At 67.9% G+C, this 18136-nt stretch carries 12 protein-coding genes; 6 read left to right on the top strand and 6 right to left on the bottom strand.

What is annotated here, in order from left to right; all coding sequences use genetic code 11:
* Nucleotides 1-104: 104 nt before the first annotated feature.
* The 4 genes from G3N98_RS11680 to G3N98_RS11665 all read left to right on the top strand — a co-directional run bounded on the left by G3N98_RS11680 (nucleotide 105) and on the right by G3N98_RS11665 (nucleotide 6466).
* Entirely contained in the window at nucleotides 105-1526 is a 1422-nt protein-coding gene (locus G3N98_RS11680; protein ID WP_206148266.1) for an amino acid permease, read from the top strand.
* A 251-nt stretch (nucleotides 1527-1777) separates the two neighbouring features.
* Nucleotides 1778-4714 carry a molybdopterin oxidoreductase family protein gene (locus tag G3N98_RS11675; protein ID WP_206148265.1) on the top strand — a complete coding sequence of 979 codons (2937 nt, stop codon included), beginning with the start codon at nucleotides 1778-1780 and terminating at the stop codon, nucleotides 4712-4714.
* Nucleotides 4715-4730: 16 nt separating this feature from the next.
* On the top strand, nucleotides 4731-5477 hold the full coding sequence (locus G3N98_RS11670) for a 4Fe-4S dicluster domain-containing protein (protein ID WP_206148264.1): 747 nt from the start codon (nucleotides 4731-4733) through the stop codon (nucleotides 5475-5477).
* 41 nt (nucleotides 5478-5518) lie between these two features.
* On the top strand, nucleotides 5519-6466 hold the full coding sequence (locus tag G3N98_RS11665) for a DmsC/YnfH family molybdoenzyme membrane anchor subunit (protein WP_206148263.1): 948 nt from the start codon (nucleotides 5519-5521) through the stop codon (nucleotides 6464-6466).
* A gap of 32 nt (nucleotides 6467-6498) precedes the next feature.
* Here the strand turns inward: G3N98_RS11665 and G3N98_RS11660 are convergent, their stop codons facing one another.
* On the bottom strand, nucleotides 6499-7251 hold the full coding sequence (locus G3N98_RS11660; RefSeq protein WP_206148262.1) for an IclR family transcriptional regulator: 753 nt from the start codon (nucleotides 7249-7251) through the stop codon (nucleotides 6499-6501).
* A 187-nt stretch (nucleotides 7252-7438) separates the two neighbouring features.
* On the opposite strand from G3N98_RS11660, the gene G3N98_RS11655 reads away from it, so the two are divergent.
* Both G3N98_RS11655 and G3N98_RS11650 read left to right on the top strand, forming a co-directional pair.
* Nucleotides 7439-8428 carry an AAA family ATPase gene (locus G3N98_RS11655; protein WP_206148261.1) on the top strand — a complete coding sequence of 330 codons (990 nt, stop codon included), beginning with the start codon at nucleotides 7439-7441 and terminating at the stop codon, nucleotides 8426-8428.
* The gene (locus G3N98_RS11650) at nucleotides 8425-10146 is read left to right on the top strand and encodes a cobalt chelatase (protein WP_206148260.1); all 1722 of its coding nucleotides are present in this window, start codon (nucleotides 8425-8427) and stop codon (nucleotides 10144-10146) included. The genes G3N98_RS11655 and G3N98_RS11650 overlap by 4 nt, the downstream gene beginning before the upstream one ends.
* A gap of 88 nt (nucleotides 10147-10234) precedes the next feature.
* Here G3N98_RS11650 and G3N98_RS11645 read toward each other — a convergent pair whose 3' ends face one another.
* The 5 genes from G3N98_RS11645 to G3N98_RS11625 form a co-directional block, all read right to left on the bottom strand.
* Complete coding sequence (locus G3N98_RS11645) at nucleotides 10235-11002, bottom strand: sulfite exporter TauE/SafE family protein (RefSeq protein ID WP_089427825.1); 768 nt, start codon at nucleotides 11000-11002, stop codon at nucleotides 10235-10237.
* Complete coding sequence (gene pta / locus G3N98_RS11640; protein ID WP_089474582.1) at nucleotides 10999-12033, bottom strand: phosphate acetyltransferase; 1035 nt, start codon at nucleotides 12031-12033, stop codon at nucleotides 10999-11001. Before pta ends, G3N98_RS11645 begins: the two co-directional genes overlap by 4 nt.
* A 129-nt stretch (nucleotides 12034-12162) precedes the next feature.
* Nucleotides 12163-13980 (bottom strand): sulfoacetaldehyde acetyltransferase, encoded by a 1818-nt coding sequence (gene xsc, locus G3N98_RS11635; RefSeq protein WP_089427823.1) that lies wholly within the window; start codon nucleotides 13978-13980, stop codon nucleotides 12163-12165.
* 160 nt (nucleotides 13981-14140) lie between these two features.
* Entirely contained in the window at nucleotides 14141-14539 is a 399-nt protein-coding gene (locus G3N98_RS11630; protein WP_206148259.1) for a nuclear transport factor 2 family protein, read from the bottom strand.
* A 375-nt stretch (nucleotides 14540-14914) separates the two neighbouring features.
* Nucleotides 14915-17800, bottom strand: coding sequence for a GH92 family glycosyl hydrolase (locus G3N98_RS11625; protein ID WP_241025868.1), 2886 nt, complete (start codon nucleotides 17798-17800; stop codon nucleotides 14915-14917).
* Nucleotides 17801-18136 lie beyond the last annotated feature (336 nt).

Genomic DNA, 18136 nt, shown 5'->3' with positions numbered 1-18136 from the left:
GGCCGGGGCTGCAGGCGCCCCTGCACGCGCCGTCGCCGGCGGCGCCCGCGCTCACCCGATGGTGGCGTGCGGGCGGCGTCCGGACAACTGGATATGGAGAAGACATGCAACCCTCGAATCAGAGTGACCTGAAGTGTGGGCTCAAGCAGCGCCACATGACGATGATCGCGCTTGGCGGCGTGATCGGTGCCGGGCTGTTCGTCGGCAGCGGCGTGGTGATTCAGCAGACCGGGCCGGCCGCGATCCTGTCGTTCCTGATCACGGGCGGGCTCGTCGTGCTCGTGATGCGGATGCTCGGCGAGATGGCATGCGCGATGCCGGCCGTCGGTTCGTTCTACGAATACGCGCGGCTCGCGTTCGGCAACTGGCGCGGGCCCGGCAAGATGGCGGGCTTCCTGACCGGCTGGATGTACTGGTATTTCTGGGTGATCGTCGTCGCGCTCGAAGCGGTGGCCGGCGCCAAGCTGATCCAGTTCTGGTTGCCGGATACGCCCGCGTGGATCATCAGCCTCGCGCTGCTGGTCGTGCTGACGCTCACGAACCTGATCTCGGTCGGCAGCTACGGCGAGTTCGAGTTCTGGTTCTCGTCGATCAAGGTCGGCGCGATCATGGTGTTCCTGTTCCTCGGCGGCCTCTACGTGCTCGGCCTGTGGCCCGCGTCGATGCACACGACGTCGGTGCTGCCGACGCTGCTCGGCCACGGCGGCTTCATGCCGCTCGGCATCGGGCCGGTGATGAGCGGGGCGGTCGCGGCGACCGGCTTCTACTTCGGCGCCGAGATCGTCACGATCGCGGCGGCCGAGGCGAAGGAACCAGCGAAAGCGGTTGCGAAGGCCACCAATTCGGTGATCACGCGCGTGCTGGTGTTCTACGTTGGCTCGGTCGCGCTCGTCGTCGCGCTGGTGCCGTGGAACTCGCATCAGATGGCCACGCCGTACGTGAGCGCACTCGAAGTGATGGGCCTGCCGGCTGCCGCCAACGTGATGAACGCGATCGTGCTGACGGCCGTGCTGTCCGCGCTCAACTCGGGCCTCTATGCGGCGTCGCGGATGCTGTTCGCGCTGACCCGCCACGGCGACGCGCCGGCCGCGCTCGCGAAGGTCAACAAGCGCGGCGTGCCGGTGCGCGCGATCCTGCTCGGCACGGTGTTCGGCTACGTGTCGGTGGTGATGTCGTACGTGTCGCCCGATACCGTGTTCGTGTTCCTCGTCAATTCGTACGGCACCGTCGCGCTGTTCGTGTACGTGCTGATCGCGTTCTCGCAACTGCGCCTGCGCAAGCGTCTCGACCCGGTGGCTGCCAGCAAGCTGCGCGTCAAGATGTGGGCGTATCCGTACCTCACCTGGGTCGCGATCATCGGGATGGTCGGCATCCTCGTCGCGATGGCGTTCATCCCCGACCAGCGCAAGCCGCTGTGGCTCGGTGTCGCCAGCCTCGGCGTGCTGGTCGTCGCCTACGGGCTCACGCGCCGCAGCCGCCGCGAGCATCTCGACGACAGCGAACTGCTCGCCTATCCGCCGCGTTGATGCCGGGTAATGCGCTAACCCCTGACGCCGAAGGCCCGGCCCGCGTGCCGGGCCTTCGTGCATGCGGCTTCAGGCCCGAGCCGATGGGTGATCGGGGTAACTATCGGGGCAACTATCGGGCCGACCGATAGCACCGATCAGAGGATGCGACTTTATGTCGGCCGCGTGCCGGCATAGCATGGATGAACCGATTCACGGGTGCGCCCCGCCGGGCGCACCCTCATCCGCGAATCCGCGAACGAGGACAGACGATGGAACATCGGGCACGCGAGCGGGACGAGCAGGCCGAGATCAAGACGACGACGTGCTACATGTGTGCGTGCCGCTGCGGCATCCGCGTGCACCTGCGCGACGGCGAGGTGCGCTATATCGACGGCAATCCCGCGCATCCGCTGAACCAGGGCGTCATCTGCGCGAAAGGTTCGTCCGGCATCATGAAGCAGTATTCGCCCGCACGGCTCACGCAGCCGCTGATGCGCAAGCCGGGCGCCGAGCGCGGCGACGCGCAGTTCGAGCCGGTGTCGTGGGAGGTCGCGTTCGACGTGCTCGAAAAGCGGCTCGCGCACCTGCGCGCCACCGACCCGAAGCGCTTCGCGCTGTTCACCGGCCGTGACCAGATGCAGGCGCTCACCGGCCTGTTTGCAAAACAGTTCGGTACGCCGAACTATGCGGCGCATGGCGGGTTCTGCTCGGCGAACATGGCGGCCGGGATGATCTACACGATCGGCGGCTCGTTCTGGGAATTCGGCGGGCCCGATCTCGACAACGCGAAGCTGTTCTTCATGATCGGCACCGCGGAGGACCACCATTCGAATCCGCTGAAGATCGCGCTCGGCAAGTTCAAGCGGGCGGGCGGCCGCTTCATCGCGATCAATCCGGTGCGCACCGGCTACGCGGCGATCGCCGACGAATGGATTCCGATTCGCCCTGGCACCGATGGCGCGCTGTTCATGGCGCTGATGCACGAGCTGATCGCGCGCGACGCGTTCGACCTCGAATTCGTGTCGCGCTTCACGAACGCGGCCGAGCTGGTCGACCAACGCGATGGCGCCGACACGTTCGGGCTGTTCGTGCGCGACGCCGGCGCGCCGGAGGTCAACGCGCTGTATCCGCAGAACCGGATGTGGTGGGACACGAAGACGAACCGCGCGGTGCTGCATCACACGGAAGGCGCCGAGCCTGCACTCGACGGCCGCTATACGCTCGACGACGGCACGCCCGTCGCGCCGTCGTTCACGCTGCTGCGTGAGCAGGTGGCCGAATGCACGCCCGAATGGGCGGCCGACATCACCGGCATCGCGGCCGACACGATCCGACGCCTGGCGCGCGAGATGGAGACGGTCGCGCGCGACCACGCGATCGCGCTGCCGGTGCGCTGGACGGATTCGTGGGGCAAGGAGCACGAATCGGTGAAGGGCGTGCCGATCGCGTTCCATGCGATGCGCGGGCTCGCCGCGCATTCGAACGGCTTCCAGACGATCCGCGCGCTTGCCGTGCTGATGTCGCTGCTCGGCACGATCGACCGGCCGGGCGGCTTCCGGCACAAGGCGCCGTATCCGCGCGCGGTGCCGCCATCGGCGAAACCGCCGAACGACCCGGCCCAGATCAAGCCGAACACGCCGCTCGCCACCGGCCCGCTCGGCTGGCCCGCGGGCCCCGAGGACTTGTTCGTCCATCCGGACGGCACGCCCGCGCGGCTCGACAAGGCGTTCTCGTGGGAATACCCGCTCGCGGTGCACGGGCTCATGCATTCGGTGATCACCAATGCGTGGCGCGGCGATCCCTATCCGATCGACACGCTGCTGATCTTCATGGCCAACATGGCGTGGAATTCGTCGATGAACACGACGGAAGTGCGCAAGATGCTGGTCGACAAGCGCGACGACGGCGAATACCGGATCCCGTTCCTCGTCGTGTGCGATGCGTTCGCGTCGGAGATGACGGCGTTCGCCGACCTGATCCTGCCCGACACCACCTACCTCGAGCGGCACGACGTGATGTCGGTGCTCGACCGGCCGATCTCCGAATTCGACGGGCCGGTCGACTCGGTGCGGGTGCCGGTCGTGCCGCCGACCGGCGAATGCAAGCCGTTCCAGGAAGTGCTGATCGAGCTTGCGAGCCGGCTGAAGTTTCCGGCCTTCACGACCGCGGACGGGCAACGCAAGTATCGCGACTATCCGGATTTCGTCATCAATTTCCAGACCGCGCCCGATTCCGGCACCGGCTTCCTGATCGGCTGGCGCGGCAAGGAGGGTGACAAGGCCGTCGTCGGCGAACCGAACCCCGACCAGTGGAAGCGCTACGCGGAGAACAACTGCGTGTACCACTACCGGCTGCCGGAGCCGCTGCAGTACATGCGCAACTGCAACGGCCCGTACATGCAGTGGGCGGTCGACAACGGGATGCGCAAGTTCGGCGTGCCGATCGTGATCCAGCTCTACTCGGACGTGATGCAGAAATTCCGGCTCGCCGCGCAGGGCCGCACGTCGGGCCGCCAGCCGCCCGACCATCTGCGCGAGCGCATCGCGCGCTATTTCGATCCGCTGCCGTTCTGGCATCGGTCGCTCGAAAGCGGGCTGACCGATGCGGGCCGCTATCCGCTCGCGGCGATCACGCAGCGGCCGATGGCGATGTACCACTCGTGGGATTCGCAGAACGCGTGGCTACGGCAGATCCATGGCGAGAATCACCTGTTCGTGAACCCGGTCACGGCCGCCGCGCAGCAGATCGACGACGGCGCGTGGATCTACGTCGAATCGCCATGGGGCAAGGTGCGTTGCCGCGCGCGCTACAGCGAGGCGGTCGAGCCCGGCACCGTATGGACCTGGAACGCGATCGGCAAGGCGGCCGGCGCGTGGAACCTGGGGCCGCAGGCGGGCGAGTCGCAGCGCGGCTTCCTGTTGAACCACGTGATCACCGACGAGCTGCCGGATGCGGCGCGCGGCGGTGCGCGGATGTCGAACTCCGATCCGATCACGGGGCAGGCCGGCTGGTACGACGTGCAGGTGCGGATCTATCCGGCCGAAGCCGATGCGGCCACGACCTTGCCGCAGTTCGCGCCGATGCCGGCGCTGCCGGGCACGCCGCGCGTGCTGCAGCGCGTGCAGGCGTATTTCGCGGGAACCGGCGCATTCGCCGCGCGGTTGCGGCGCGCGGCGTCCGCCGGCCCGAAGTCTGAAGATCGCTGATCGAAGGAGCACCACCATGACCCAGATGGCCCTCGTCATCGACCTGAACGTGTGCGTCGGCTGCCATGCCTGCGTGACGAGCTGCAAGGAATGGAACACGTCGGGCGAAGCCGGCAGTCTCGCGGATATGCGCCCGTATGACGACGATCCGTCCGGCACGTTCTTCAACCGCGTGCAGACCTACGAAGCGGGCGTGTTCCCGATGACCGACACGATTCACTTTCCGAAGTCGTGCCTGCATTGCGAGGATCCGCCGTGCGTGCCGGTATGCCCGACCGGCGCGAGCTACAAGCGCAAGTCGGACGGGATCGTGCTGGTCGACTACGACAAGTGCATCGGCTGCAAGTACTGCGCGTGGGCGTGCCCGTACGGCGCGCGCGAGCTCGACGAAGGCCGCAAGGAGATGACGAAGTGCACGCTCTGCGCGGATCGCATCGACAACGAAGCGCTGCCCGAACGCGACCGCAAGCCGGCCTGTGTGCTCGCGTGCCCGACGTCGGCGCGGCTGTTCGGCGACGTGCACGATCCGGAGTCGGACGTGTCGCGCGCGATCCGCGAACGCGGCGGCTATCAGCTGATGCCCGAATGGGGCACGCGGCCGTCGAACCATTACCTGCCGCGCGTGAAGACCGAAGCATCGTGCGGGTGCGGGAGTAGCGGCGGGTGCGGCAGCGCATCGAACGGCCGTGACGAGGACGCGTCGTTCGAAGCTCGCGCGGCACGCGGCGACATCGATCTCGTGTCGCTTGCGACTCAGCGCTGAACGCGCAGCCCCTTACTCATAGTCGAAAAAACGGAGTCCCCATGCGCCCAGCCTTTTCGGTCGTTTTCCTCACCACCCTGTGCGGTGCGGCACAGGGCCTGTTGCTGACACTCGTGATCGTCGAGGCACTGGCGCGCGCGGCAGGCGTCGATATTGCCGCGTCGTTCTACGTGACGGGCGCCGCGCTGTCGGTCGCGCTCGGCGCACTCGGCCTGCTGGCGTCGTTCTTCCATCTCGGCCACCCCGAACGCGCGTGGCGCGCGATCGCGATGTGGCGCACGTCGTGGCTGTCACGCGAATGCATCGCGCTGCCGGTGTTTCTCGCGTGCGCGTTCGCGTATGGCGCAGCGCACCTGTTCGGCTGGCCCGGCACGTTGCTGATCGGCGCGATGGGCGCGCTTGCAAGCGTCGCGCTGTTCGTGTGCACCGCGATGATCTACGCGTGCCTGCGCTTCCTGCAGGAATGGGCGAGCCCGCTGACGCTCGTGAACTTCGTGCTGCTCGGCTGCGCGTCGGGCTGCACGCTGGCGACGGCGTGCGCCGCGTGGCTCGCGCCGTCGCTGGTCGGCCGGCTTGCGGTAGCCGCCTGCGTGCTGACGCTCGCGGGCGGCGTGGCGCGGCTCGCGTCGCTCGCACGCAATGCGCGGCTGCGGCCGAAGTCGACCGTGCAGAGTGCGACCGGGATCCGCAGCGACAAGGTGGAGCAGAAGTCGCGCGGCTTCACGGCCAGCGCGTTCAATACGCGGGAGTTCTTTCACGGGCAGGGCAACGGTACGTTGCGCGCGGTGAAGGCCGGCTTCCTGATCGGCGCATTCGCGGTGCCGTTCGTGCTGACCGGCGCGGGCGCGCTCGCGCCGACGTCGGTCGCGGCCGCCGTCGCGCTCGGCGCGGCGTTCGTGATCCAGTACGCGGGGCTGGTCGCGGAACGCTGGTTCTTCTTCGCAGATGCGCGGCATCCGCAGAACCTCTACTACCAGCGCGCGTCATGACGTTGCGCGTGCGCCGCCACGCGGTGCGGGAGCTAGAACGTTTCCGCGAGCGCGCGCGCCGCTTCCTGCAAACGCGGCACGTGGTCGAGCAACTGCGACAGCGGTGCGCGCGACACGGGTGCATGCACGGCGACCGCGGCGATGCACGCGCCGTCGTCGCCGACGATCGGCGCCGCGATGCACACGATGCCCGCGACGAATTCCTCGTTGTCGATCGCGACGCCCTTGTGAGCGGTGCGGTCGAGTTCGGCTTCGAGCAGTTCGGGGTCCGAGATCGTGTTCGGCGTGTAGCGCGGCAGCGCCAGTGCGCGCACCAGCGCGGCGCGTTCGTCGCGCGGCAGCAGCGCGAGCAGCAGCTTGCCGCTGGCGCTGCAATGCGCGGGCACGCGCGAGCCGGGCTTCAGGTCGAGCCGCAGCGGCCAGTCGGCTTCGACGCGATCGAGATAGACGACTTCCGTGTCGTGCAGCGCGGTGAGGTTGCAGGTTTCGCCGAGATCGGCGACGAGCCGTTCGAGGATCGCGTGGCGCAGCCGGCGCGCGCCCGTATGCAGCATCACGCCGGTGCCGAGCCGCGCGAGGCGCGGGCCGATCGCATACGCGTTCTTGCGACCCGGCTCGCGGATCACGAGGCCGCCGGCTTCGAGCGACGCGAGCATCCGGTGCAGCGACGCCTTCGGGATATCGACTTCACGCACGAGATCGGCGAGCGACACGGCGTCGCCGGCCTGGACGAGATGTTCGAGCAGCGCGAAGGCGCGCAGCGTGGGCGTATCCGCGGGCAGCATGGCAGGCATTCCGAAAACTGGATGGCGGCCATTGTACCGAACGGCCCGGCTGGCCGGCCGCGTGGGGCAGTGGGCGCGGCAACCCGGCACGCATTTTCAGCGATGGAACGAATCGTTCCATAAACGCGACCGGCGCGGGCGCGAAGATCGACGCCCGCGCGGACAGCAACGACAGGAGCGCAACGCAATGGATGGGGTGGCGAACAAGCCGGACTGCATGGTGTCGGTCCGCGAACGGTTCGGGTTCGATTCGGACCTGATGGTGCCCGCGTTCAGCACGCGCGACGATCACGTACCCGATATCGACGATGCATACCGGTTCAACCCGGACGTCACGCTCGCGATCCTCGCGGGCTTCGCACGCAACCGCCGCGTGCTCGTGCAGGGGATGCACGGCACCGGCAAGTCGACGCATATCGAACAGGTCGCGGCACGGCTGAACTGGCCGTGCGTGCGCGTGAACCTCGACGGCCACATCAGCCGGCTCGACCTCGTCGGCAAGGATGCGATCGTCGTGCGCGACGACGTGCAGGTGACCGAATTCCAGGAAGGGATCGTGCCGTGGGCATTGCAGCGCCCGGTCGCGCTGATTTTCGATGAATACGACGCGGGGCGGCCCGACGTGATGTTCGTGATCCAGCGGATTCTGGAGCGCGACGGCAAGTTCACGCTGCTCGACCAGAACCGCGTGATTCACCCGCATCCGTCGTTCCGGCTGTTCGCGACCGCGAACACGGTCGGGCTCGGCAACCTGAATGGGCTCTATCACGGCACGCAGATGCTCAACCACGCGCAGATGGACCGCTGGAACGTGGTCGCGACGCTCGACTACCTGCCGCGCGACGAGGAGATCGGCATCGTCCGTGCGCGCGTGCCGGAACTCGCGGACGAAGCCGGCCGCCCGCTGCTCGAATCGATGGTGAGCCTCGCGGAGCTGACGCGCAACGGCTTCGCGACCGGCGACCTGTCGACGCTGATGTCGCCACGCACGGTGATCAACTGGGCCGAGAACTGCCAGATCTTCCGCGATCCGGCGCTCGCGTTCCGGCTCACGTTCCTGAACAAGTGCGACGACGCGGAGCGGCCGGTCGTCGCCGAGTATTACCAGCGCTGTTTCGGCGAGGAGCTGGCGGTTGCGTCGCGTGTCGGCGGCGGCGAGCCGGGGGCAGGGCGGTGAGCGCTGATCGAGACGCCGCGCGCCGCGCGTCGGCGCGCGAAGCGCTGGGTGCGTCGACGGTACGCGCGCTGACGCGTGACGCGGCGCTGCATTACCGCGCGGGCCGCGTGTGCCGCGACTTGCGGCCGTTGCCGATCCATGCGCCGCACCTGCGCGCGCAGGCCGCCGACGACGATCTCGCGTCATGGCGCGGCGCGGCCGACGGTGCCGCGCTGCGCATCCTGCATTCCGATGCGGACCTGCATCGCGCGCTGTCCGGCGACGATCCGGTCGAACGCGTGCTGTTCGAGATGCTCGAGCAACTGCGCTGCGAGTCGCTCGCGCCGCCTGCCATGCGCGGTGTCGTTCAGAACCTGCGTCATCGCTTCGAGACCTGGTCACGCGCGTTTCACCGGTCGGGGCAGGCCGATACGCATGTCGGGATTCTCGTGTACACGGTCGCGCAGATCGCGTGGTCGCGGCTGACGGGCTGGCCCGTGCTCGAAGAGACGGAAGACCTGATCGAAGCGTCGCGTGCGGCGATCGTGCCCGAGATCGGCGTGCAGCTTGCCGGGCTCAAGCGGTGCCGGCACGATCAGCGCGCCTTCGCGGAACACGCGCTGGCGCTCGCGAAGTGCATTGCGGCGATGATCCGCGACGCGCGTGCAGCCGTCGTGGAGACGGAGACGGAAGACGCACGCGAGCAGGACGATGCACTGACGAATTTCTCGCTGTGGGTCGATTTCGACGAGACGGGCATCGATATGCCGGCACTCGTGGAGACCGGCGACAGCGTCGTGCTGCAGGGCGGCGACGCCGTCTATCGTGCGTACACGACACGCTACGACCGCGAGCTTCGACCGGCCGCGCAGATCCGCGCGGCACTGCTGCGCGAGTATCGCGACCGGCTCGACGCCCAGGTCGCCGCGCAGCGGATCAACGTCACGCGGCTCGCGCGTGTGCTGCGCGCGGCGCTCGTCGTGCCGCAGGCCGACGGCTGGTCGTTCGGTGAGGAGCAGGGCCGCCTCGACGGCCGCCGGCTCGCGCAACTCGTCAGCTCGCCGGCCGAACGTCGGCTGTTCCGGCTCGAACGCGTGCGGCCGCATGCCGACTGCGCGCTCGCGTTCCTGATCGACTGCTCCGGGTCGATGAAGACGTGGATCGACGGCGTCGCGCTGATGGTCGACACGCTGGCCCGCGCGGGCGATGCCGCCGGTCTCGCAACCGAAGTGCTCGGCTTCACGACGCTCTCATGGAACGGCGGCCGTGCCCGGCAGGACTGGCTCGCGCGCGGCAAGCCGCGGCATCCGGGCCGGCTCAACGAAACCGGCCACCTGGTGTTCAAGGACGCGGATACCCGCTGGCGCCATGCGCGCACGGGCATTGCCGCGCTGTTCAAGGCTGATCTGTTCCGCGAAGGTGTGGACGGCGAAGCGGTCGAATGGGCGTGCGCGCGGCTCGCGGCGCGGCCGGAGGCACGCAAGATCCTCGTCGTGATCTCGGACGGCAGCCCGATGGACGGCGCGACGGCGCTCGCGAACGATCCGTTCTACCTCGACAACCATCTGAAGCAGGTGGTTGCGCGCCAGGAGTCGGCGGGCCGCGTCGAAGTGCTCGGGTTGGGCGTCGGGCTCGATCTTGGCCCGTACTACCGGCACCGGCTGGCGATCGATCTTGCGTCGGCGCTCGACATGAAGCGGCTCGTCGAAATCGCCGGATGGATCGGCGCGCGTCGGTGACACGGGCGACTGCATTCGACGCGGATGCGTCGAGTCCGAATCGATCGCCGGGAACAGGGCGGTTCGACGCGGCGCGTGCCGCGAGACATCAAGCGCGATGCAGCAGCGGCGGCAGTGACGTCGCGATCAGCCCGATGCCGATCGCCATCAGCACGCCGAACGCAAGCCGACGCAGCGCGACCGGCGACAGCGGCGGCGGGTACTGGCGCGCGGCCACCGTCGTCAGCATCACGACCGGCGTCGCGATCGCGGCCAGCAGCCAGATGTCGCGATCGAGCTGGCCTTCGCATGCGCTGTACAGCACGCGCGTGGCCGAGGTTGTCGTGAACAGCACGATCAGCGCGCAGCGGATCTGCACGAGCGTCAACGGCTGCCGGTAGAACTGGAAGATCAGCGGCGGCCCCGACACGCCGAACATCCCGCTCAGCAAGCCGCCGAACAGGCCGCTGACGAAGAAGCTGCGGTTGTCCGAGCGCTCGGTGAGCGGCGTCGGCCGCAGCGCCGCGCTCAGGCCGCCGTACAGCACGACCGCGCCGAGGATCAGTTGCAGCAGGTCGGCCGCCGAGCGGCTCAGGCATTCGAGCAGCAGCACGCCCGCGACGACCGACGGCAGGATGCCGAGCGTCGCCGCGCCGACCGCGCGCCAGTCGATGTGATGCAGCCGGCCGGGCAGTGCGGTTGCGCCGTTCGCGAGCGACACGACGCTCATCAGCGTGGCGACGGTGGCGAGCGGCGCGAGCCCGAAGCCGCTCGTCGCGCCCATCACGATCATCCCGAGCCCGAACCCGGTGACGGTCTGGAAATAGCTGCCGGCGCCGATCACCGCGATCAGGATCGCCAGTTTGTCGGCGGTCATGCGTGTGCGGCCTCGCCGGTTGCGGCGCGTTGCGCGGCCGCCTGCGCCTGCACGGTGGTCGCCGCGATCACGTGATACACGTCGTCGGCGCTGCAGCCGCGCGACAGGTCGTTCGCGGGGCGGCGCAGCCCTTGCAGCAGCGGGCCGACGGCCTTCGCGCGGCCGATCCGTTCGGCGAGCTTGTAGCCGATGTTGCCGGCTTCGAGGCTCGGGAACACGAGCACGTTCGCGTGGCCGCCCACCTGCGAATGCGCGATCTTGCGCTCGGCGATTTCCGCGACGATCGCCGCGTCGAGCTGTACGTCGCCGTCGATCGCGAGGGTGGGGCGGAGTTCGCGCACGTGCGCGGTCGCGGCCGTCACCTTGTCGACCGCCGCGTGATGCGCGCTGCCGCTCGTCGAGAACGACAGCATCGCGACGCGCGGCGCCTCGCCGAGCAGCGCGTGCGCGCTGTCGGCGGCGGCCATCGCGATCTCGGCGAGCTGACTGGCGTCCGGATCGACGACCAGCGCGCAGTCGGAGAAGATCAGCCCGCCCTTGATCGTGTGAAACGGCTCGCACAGCATCATCAGGAAGAAGCTCGACACGATCCGGAACGCCGGATCGACGCCGATCAGCTGGATTGCCGCGCGCACGACGTCGGCCGTCGCATGCACGGCGCCCGCGACCGAGCCGTCCGCGTCGCCGAGCCGCACCATCAGGTTCGCGTGGCAGAGCGGGTCGAGCACCGCGTCGCGTGCGGCATCGGCCGTCATGCCCTTGCTCTTGCGCAGCGCGTGCAGCGTGTCGGCATAGGCATCGCGTTGCGTGGCGGTGGCCGGATCGACGAGCGTCATGCCGTCGAGATCGATCGCGTCGCGCGCGGCCGCCGCGTGGATCGCCGCGCGGTTGCCGACGAGCACGATGCGGGCGATGCCGTCGCGCGTCGCGCGCGCGGCGGCCTGCAGCACACGCGGATCGTCGGCTTCACACAGTGCGATGCGCATCGGCTGGCGGCGCGCGGCGTCGAGAATGCGGTCGAGGGCTTTCATCGTTCGCTCGGGTAAGAAAAGAAAAAACGGCCGGATGCGGCGGCCCGCACGGGGCACGGCGTCCGGCCGGAGGGCCGGCCGCGCGAGAGGAGCGCGCGGCCGGCAACGGGTTGCGTCGGCGACGCGGCGTTACACGTAGTCCTTGTACTTGTCGAGCATGCGCACCGGCTTCGACAGCGCGTCGCGACGGAACGGATCGCCGAGTTCGCGCGTGCACATGATCTCGATGATCGTCGTCTTGCCTTCGTTCATCTGCATGTCGATCGCGCGCTTGAGCGCCGGGCCGACATCCTCGAGGCGGTCGACCGTGATCCCTTCCGCACCCATCGCACGCGCGATCGCCGCGAAGCTCTGGTTGTCGAGTTCACCGGCGACGAAGCGGCGGTTGTAGAAGTCGACCTGGTTCTTCTTCTCCGCGCCCCACTGGCGGTTGTGGAACACGACGGCCGTGACCGGGATGTTGTGGCGCACGCAGGTCATCGTTTCCATCAGGCTCATGCCCCACGCGCCGTCGCCCGCATACGACACGGCCGGGCGGTGCGGCGCGGCGACCTTCGCGCCGATGATCGTCGGGAACGCATAGCCGCAGTTGCCCCAGCTCATCGCCGCGAAGAAGCTGCGCGGCTTGTTGAAGCGCAGGTAGCTGTTCGCGACCGAGTTGATGTTGCCGATGTCGGTCGACACCATCACGTCCTCGGGCATCGCCTTCTCGAGCTCGCGCAGCACCTGGCGCGGATGCAGGTACTGGCCGCCGCTGAACGGCTTCTCGTGCTTCTGCTCCTCGATCATGTCGAGGCTGTACGCGTCGCGCTCGTGCGTCCAGTCGTCGAGTTCCTTTTCCCACGCGGCCTTCTCGGTCGCGATCTGGTCGGCGCGCTCGCCGCGCGAGCCGTCGCACGCGAGCGTGCGACCTTCGAGGCGTTGCGTGAGCGCGACCGCCGCGGCCTTCGCGTCGCCGCAGATGCCGACCGAGATCTTCTTCACGAGGCCGAGCATCTTGTGATCGGCGTCGATCTGGATGATCTTCGCGTCCTTCGGCCAGTAGTCCATCCCGTGCTGCGGCAGCGTGCCGAACGGCCCGAGGCGCGAGCCGAGCGCGATCACGACGTCCGCGCGCGACAGCAGCTTCATCGCCGCCTTCGAGCCCTGGTAGCCGAGCGGGCCGCACCACAGCGGGTGGTTCGCCGGGAACGAGTCGTTGTGCAGGTAGCTGTTGACGACCGGCGCGCCGAGCCGTTCGGCGAGCGCCTTGCATTCCTCGATTGCGTCGGCCATCACGACGCCGCCGCCCGAGATGATCACCGGGAATTTCGCCTGCGCGATCAGTGCCGCTGCGTCGTCCAGGCTCTGTTCGCCGCCGGCGCCGCGATCGAGCCGGCGCGGTTGCGGAATCTCGACCTTGACCTTGCCGTAGAAGTAGTCGCGCGGGATGTTCAGCTGGGTCGGGCCCATCTCGGCCTGCGCGCGGTCGAAGCAGCGCGCGGTGAATTCGGCCATCCGCGCCGGGTGCGTGACGTGGCCCTGGTATTTCGTGAACTCCTGGAACATCGGCAGCTGGTTCGCTTCCTGGAAGCCGCCGAGGCCGATGCCCATCGTGCCGGCTTCCGGCGTGACGATCACGACCGGGCTGTGCGCCCAGTACGCGGCCGCGATCGCCGTCACGCAGTTGCTGATGCCGGGGCCGTTCTGGCCGATCACGACGCCGTGGCGGCCCGACACGCGCGCATAGCCGTCGGCCATGTGGCCCGCGCCCTGTTCGTGCACGACCGGGATCAGGCGGATGCCGGCCGGCGCGAAGATGTCCATCGCATCCATGAACGCGGAGCCCATGATGCCGAACATGTCGGTCACGCCATTGGCCGCGAGGGTCTCGACGAAGGCTTCGGACGGCGTCATGTCCTGCGGACCGTTCGCCGATGCACGCAGGGAAGTGGATTGTTCGCTCATGGGTTGTCTCCGATTTTTCAATTAACGGAACGTCTTGTTCCAGATGCTATTTGCTGGGGAAGGCCGGTCAAGTCATTCCGCCCGCTGCCGGGGAATGTGGAATGAAATGAATCGATTCGTTTCAAAATGCGCGCCGGGCACGGTGGCCCGGCCGCTGCGCTCAGGTCGGCTGCTTCGGCCGTTCCTTGCGGAAGGCACGCTTGACGGCGATCAGTCCGTCGCGGAATTCGAACAGGTCGCAGCCTTCGGCCTCGATGCGCCAGCCTTCGGCGTGCGTGCCCATGAACACCCATTCGGAGACGCCGCGCTCGCCGGCGACGGTGTGGCGGCCGTGGCCCCAGTGCGCGTCGGGGAAGGTCTTGAACACGGCTTCGAACGCGGCGCGTACCGCGTCGCGGCCGACGAAGCGCGTGCCGTGGATGTCGGGGCCGCCGGCCGCGTCGAACACGCAGTCCTCGGTCATGAAGCCCATCAACGCATTGGCGTCATGCCGGTTGAAGGCGTCGGAAAAGGCCGCGAGCGTGGCGGCCGTGACGGGGCCGGTGAGCGTATCTGCCATAACGTGTCTCCTGTCGAATGGTGAACGGTGCGCAAGGCGCTGGCGCGCATGCGGTACGCGGTATCGACACGTTAGTGAGCGCTCGTTTTTGGCGGTAGCGCCAGTGGGGGGGATTCGCTTGGGCCAGCGGGAGAAGCCGGGCCGGTGCGCCCGGCTACCGGCGCCCGGTGGCTGCCCGACGGCGGGTTCGTTGACGCGCATCGACGGAAAGCATCGGTGCGGAGCAATGGGTAAAAAGATCGGCCGCAGGGGAGTATCGCGAATCCGTCGCTGTTGCGCGATGAGTCACGGCGGGCGGGAACCGCACGGCAGCAGCGCCGGCCGGCGAGGGGATACATCGGAAGGCCCGATGCATCCCCGACGGTCAGGCGGGCATCAGGAAGCCGCCATCCCGATCCCGAACACATGCATCTTGCCGGCGCTCACCTGGCGCGGCAGCACGATGCTCGTCACCACCTTGCCGGGCGGCACCGGAATCTTCTGCGCGAAGATATAGGTCTTGACGTTGTCCTGCTGGCCGCTGCCCGAATTGCGGTACGCCATCGTGACGGCGACCGTCGCGCTCGCGTGCGCGCTGCCGCCGTTCAGCGTCCAGTCGTCGAACGCCAGCGTAACGGCCTGACTCGAACCGTCGGCGAAATTCAGCTGCGCCGTGCCGCTGCTCGGGCCATTGTTGGCCGAGCCGAGCACCACCACGCCGGTGCCGGCCGATCCCGGCGGCAGCATCACGGTCTGGCCGACGGTCACGGTGTTGTCGAGCGAGAGCGGCCCACCCGCCACCGCGACGCTCGCGCCGGCCACCGCGAACGGCTTGCCGGGCTGCACGCCCGCCGCTGCCAGCGCATTCAGCGAGTAGCTGAACAGGCTGCCGTCGAAGTCCGCGCCCTGGCCGTCGGCATTGGTCGCGCCGTCCGCGCTGAAGCCTCGATTGTTGTAGCTGTCGACCGCGTTGATCGCCACCGGCACGCCGAACGACGGCGGCTGCTTCCGGCTGCCCCATTGCGACGGCGCGCTGCCCATCGCGAAGTGCAGCGTCGCGCCGTTCGCGATGTCGTCGTAGGCGACCCATGGCACATCGTGGGCGCGACCGTTGATCGACAGCGACTGCACATAGCTGGACGCGGGCGCGCCTTCGGCACGAATCCGCCACGTGCGGCCGTTGCCGAGTCGCACATCGATCTGCGGGAACTGCGGGCTGCCGATCGCCAGGCCCGCGACGCCGGGGATCTGCGGATACAGGCCCAGCGCACCCCACACATACCAGCCCGACACGGCGCCGAGGTCGTCGTTGCCCGGCAAGCCGTCGGGGCCGGTGCCGAACGCGCTGGCGAGGATCTGCTGCACCACGCGCTGCGTGCCCGACGGCTGCCCGGCCCAGTTGTAGAGCCAGGGCACCTCGAAGGTCGGCTCGTTGCCCATGTAGAAGTTGGGCAGGCTCAGGCCGGCATTGAGCACCGTGAAGAACTGGTCGAGCCGCGACGTCACCGCCGCATTGCCGCCCAGCTGTGCGAACAGGCCGGCGCCGTTGTACGGCACCATCCACGTGTACTGCTCGGCATTGCCTTCCACGTAGTTGTCGCCACTGCTCGGCGTCTCGGGTATCCACGCGCCGTTCGACTGGCGCGCCGCGATCAGCGGCGGCGTCAGCGTGGTGTTGAGCAGGTTCTGCCAGTAAGCCGAGCGGCTCAGCTGCATGCGCTGCGTGGCGGTATCGCCGAGTGCTCCGGCGAAGCGCGAGATCGCGAAATCGCTGCTCGTATATTCGAGCGTGGACGAAGCCTGTCCCCACTCGCCGTTGGTGATGTAGCCGGTCTGCAGGTAGCTCGCGCGGCCGCCGTTGGTGGTCACGTTGTTGCAGGCCGTGCCGGGGATGTTCGCCATCTTCACCATGTGCTGCAGCGCGGACCGCGTATCGAAGCGCCGCGCGCCGAACGCATACGCGTTCGAGACGATCAGCGAACCGGCGTCACCCGGCATCACGCCGTCCTCGACGTTGTCGTTGACCCAGTGCGGAATCGCGCCGCACTGGTCCGCGTCGTTGATCAGCGACTGGATCATGTCGCTGGTCTCGGACGGGTTGAGGATCGACTTCAGCTGGATCAGCGAGCGGTAGATGTCCCAACCCGAGAACGACGAATACTGGGCCTGCTGGCCCTTGGCGACCTGGTGCACGGTGTTGTCGAAACCGATGTACTGGCCATTCACGTCACTGAAGATGCTCGGTGCCCAGAGCGCGTGATAGAGCGCCGTGTAGAACTTCTTCTTCGCGTCGAGCGTGCCGCCCGCCACGCGGATGCTGTTGAGGCGGTCGTTCCAGATGCGGTCGGCCTGCGCGCGGACACCCGCGAAGTCCCAGCCGCGATTTTCCGCGTCGAGGTTGGCTTTCGCGTTGGCGACGCTGACGTAGGAGAGGCCGATCTTCATCCTGACCGTCTGGCCCGGGCGGAAACCCAGTTGGGCCACGCCGTGCGTAATCGACGCCGACGTAAAAGCCTGGTCGAAGGCGGCGTAGAAGTAGACGGGTACCGGCACCGAGTTGCCGCAGAAACCGCCGCCGATCGTGCTGCCGGAGATGGCGCTGTCGGACACCTGCGTAATGGCGCCGGTGGTCGAGGTCTTGGTGTTGGTGCGGGTCGCGTCGAGTACCAGCAGCGCGGGTTTGCCGGCCGGGTACGCGAACTGGCCGAAGCCGGTGCGCAGCGTGGCGGTCAGCTCCACCTTGATCTGCGAGTCGAGCAGCACGGAATAGTAGCCGGGCCTGGCCGTTTCATTCGCATGACTGAAGGTTGGCGAGAGCTGCGTCGGGTCGGTGGTCGGCATGACAGGAAATTCGCCGTTGTTGCCGCTGCAGCCGGCGCCCGGCATGTGCGTCAGGCTGAAGCCCTGGATCGAATGGATGTCGTAGTAGTAGCCGGCGGGCGAGTTCGGCTCCTGGCTGTTGCTCGGCGCCGGCGTGGTGTTGGTGTCGGGCGCCCACTGCACCATGCCCGACGGCAGGCCGGCGGCCGGTTCGACGCTGCCGGCCTGTCCCGCCGGCACCGGGTTCGGCGAATTGCTCGCGAGCGTGCCGATCAGCGGATCGACGTACTGTGTCAACGACAGGTTGCGGTTGTCATCGAGATTGGTCGTATCGGCCGCGGCGTCCGACGGACGTGCCGCCAATACCGACGCCGCGGTTCCGTCGCTGCCGTCACCGCCTCCGCACCCGCTCAATGCGCACGCCGCGGCCAGGATTGCCGCGAGCGTCGTGAATCGAATCATGATCGCCCCTCCGGTTGTCCACGCATTTTTTTCGTTGGCAATCCAATCGATCGAACCGTTGCTGCGTCGTCGCTTGTTGCCGTCTTTCAGCGTCGTAACACTAGGATTTGGACGAATCCGTTGTCAATCGGATTTGGAGAGTTGTAATGTTTTTATTGGATTTACTAAACGAATCGAAACGGGATGAATCCCGGCGATGGTGTGTTGAAGTCGCGCGGCAGCGGCATGTGAGTGCGGCTGACGCACGTGGTGTCCGATGACGCAGAGGAAAATCACACGCCGGTCGAATCGATACATTTTGCGTTCACACCTGCGGTTCACCGATACCCGGAAAGA

This window comes from Burkholderia sp. Tr-20390, assembly GCF_017104595.1.
Lineage (GTDB): Bacteria > Pseudomonadota > Gammaproteobacteria > Burkholderiales > Burkholderiaceae > Burkholderia.
The sequence above is the reverse complement of the archived record's forward strand: the minus strand, read 5'-3'. Positions and strand labels throughout refer to the sequence as shown.